At 49.9% G+C, this 2,565-nt stretch carries 2 protein-coding genes; both read left to right on the top strand.

Annotation, left to right across the window (positions count from 1 at the left end; translation table 11 throughout):
* Window positions 1-334 precede the first annotated feature (334 nt).
* Window positions 335-1,543: an ATP-binding protein gene (locus RMO84_RS09595; protein ID WP_310488246.1), complete on the top strand. Its 1,209-nt coding sequence runs from the start codon at window positions 335-337 to the stop codon at window positions 1,541-1,543.
* A gap of 598 nt (window positions 1,544-2,141) precedes the next feature.
* A complete protein-coding gene (locus tag RMO84_RS09590; protein WP_310488245.1) occupies window positions 2,142-2,357 on the top strand; it encodes a chlorophyll a/b-binding protein in 216 nt (71 codons plus the stop codon).
* Window positions 2,358-2,565: the final 208 nt, after the last annotated feature.

The raw sequence follows: 2,565 nt of genomic DNA, 5'->3' as shown, positions 1-2,565 counted from the left end.
GCAGGGCCGATCTATTGAAGAAAGGAAAAAAATTTGTAGGTTGGGTTGCGGATGCGCGCTCGTCGGGTCTCCCGACGGTTTAGCGCACCAAGCAGAGCCTCGAAACCCAACACACTCAAAAATCAATTGTGCGGATGTTGGGTTTCACATTCGTTCAACCCAACCTACAGGTAGATTTTGGATTTTTCTCGATCCGATAGATCGGCCCTGCGAGCTTGGGGAAGGTTAGCTAGAGCAGAAATGAGCGCAACCCCCAGCCTAAAAATTTGCCAGTAGTCGGTCGATCGAACACTCTACTTCACTATAAACTTTACCCCAACCCTCAATCATTCTTATGGAGGAACAAACACTCCAAATCTTGATCGTCGATGACGATGAAATCGATCGCATGGCCGTTCGTCGCGCCCTGCTCAAATCCGGCATACCAGTCGAGGTTGCCGAAGCCGCTACCTGCGCCGAAGCCCTGATTCTACTGGAAACCAATTGCTACGATTGTGCCTTCTTCGACTACGGATTGCCCGACGGCAATGGTCTCAATCTGATCCGATCTGCCTGCCAACTTAACGTCCAACATCCCCTCGTCGTCCTTACCGGACAAGGCGACGAGCGCATTGCCGTGGATTTGATGAAAGCCGGAGCCACCGACTACCTCCCCAAATCCCAAATTTCTACCGAAACCCTCACTCAAGTCCTCCGCAACGCCATCCGACTCAATCGCGCCCAACGCGAAGTCATCGAAACCAGCAATCAGCTCAAACTCAACAACGAACTCCTCCAACAACAAAACCGCGATCTCGAACAACAACGCGATCGGATCGCCATCCAAAACCTCCAGCGCGAAGACTTTATCGCTCACCTCACCCACGATTTGCGCACCCCCCTGGTGGCTGCCAATCTCATGTTTAAGCTATTCGAGCAAGAGGCATTTTGCCCGCTGTCTAAGGATATGCACGATGCGATCTTGGCGATGGATCGCAGCAATCAGAACCTCCTCGATCTGGTGAATACGATCCTAGAAGTCAACCGCTACGAATCTGGCAACAAGCAGCTCACCTACACGACTTGCGATCTCTGGGATATCATCCAAGCGGTAGTCGAAGAACTCCAACCCCTAGCACAGTACAAATCGATCGATCTGATTCTCAAGAGCGAACACCCCGATCCCCAATCTCTCAAAATCCTCGGCGACTGCCAAGAAATTCGCCGCGCGATCGCCAATCTCGTGGGTAATGCCCTCAAATTTACCGATACTGGTAGTGTCGAGATCGACTTGGATTTTTGTCCGACATCTGTCAGTGAGACTGTTGCCGTCAATGGCTGGGTTTCGATCTCCGTCCGCGATACCGGACTAGGCATGTCCGCAGCAGAGCAAGCCGTTATTTTTGAACGCTTCCGTACTGGCAAACACCGCCAAGCCGGTAGCGGCTTGGGACTGCATTTAGTCGCTCGCATCGTTAATACCCACGCAGGCAAGATTACTGTCACCTCTGAGCCAGGGCAAGGCAGTCTGTTTATTATCTGCTTGCCCGTGCATCAGGTTTAGATTTTAGGGCGTAGAGGGCAGAGAGTAGTCGAAAACATTAGTTATCACCATAGATTTAAAAGGCTGTTTGAAAAGTCAAATTTGTTACGCCTAAACTCTAGAAAATCCCCCTAGCCCCCTTAAAAAGCGGATGCGCGTTCGTCGGGTTTCCCGACGGATTAGCGCACCAAGCAGGGGGAACCGGATTCTTAGTCCCCCGCTTGGTGCCTTTTCATGGTCGGGGAACCCGACCGAAAAGGCATCCGCTTTTTAAGGGGGATTTAGGGGGATTTATACCAACTACGGGTGTCAAAAATAACTCCTCGTGGGTACCCTCAGGTCGCCGCAGTAATAGTGTCTCTGCAAGAGTGCAAGCTGCGATCGTCATCTTTTATTTCTCAGTCCCCCGCTCTTCACTCCCCCAATCGACTTCCAAAGAATTTTCAGAAGTCATCCAATTGAGGGATAATCTCCCCTCTAGCCAAATGATAAGATTTGTGTATATCGAAAGTCGAGATAGACAACGTAGTGATACTTCCAACTATTCAACCAGTGAAGTCAGCACTACTCGATCGCAATCGATTCTGTCCTCATACCACAAAAATTTGGAGTAGTTATCATGGCAACCTCTTCTTCTCAAACACCTAACAAAACAGGACTCGCACCAGAGCGTAATGAATGGCGTTGGGGCTTCACACCCCAAGCCGAAATCTGGAACGGTCGTTTTGCAATGCTCGGATTTGTAGCAGCCCTCTTGACTGAGTACTTCTCCGGTCAAGGTGTCCTCCACTTCTACAACTTAATGCATACCATCAACACTACTGTAGTCCGCTAGGTTGACGTCAAGCCTAATGTTCCTTTAGTGAGATCTAACGATCTCCTGGTGGCAATACGCCACTGGCGTAACTATCTCTACCAGACGATCGTCACGCGGTTTTAGTTTAGAGAAAGCTTTCCCTCATCGCTTTCTCTAAATTAGCTCCATACCTGCCTCAGCGATGTGGCTATTTAGTTAAGGCATCGCCATTCGATCGGTTTACCAT

It is taken from the genome of Chamaesiphon sp. VAR_69_metabat_338, from assembly GCF_031423935.1.
Lineage (GTDB): Bacteria > Cyanobacteriota > Cyanobacteriia > Cyanobacteriales > Chamaesiphonaceae > Chamaesiphon.
This window is presented reverse-complemented; position numbering and strand designations above follow the sequence as displayed.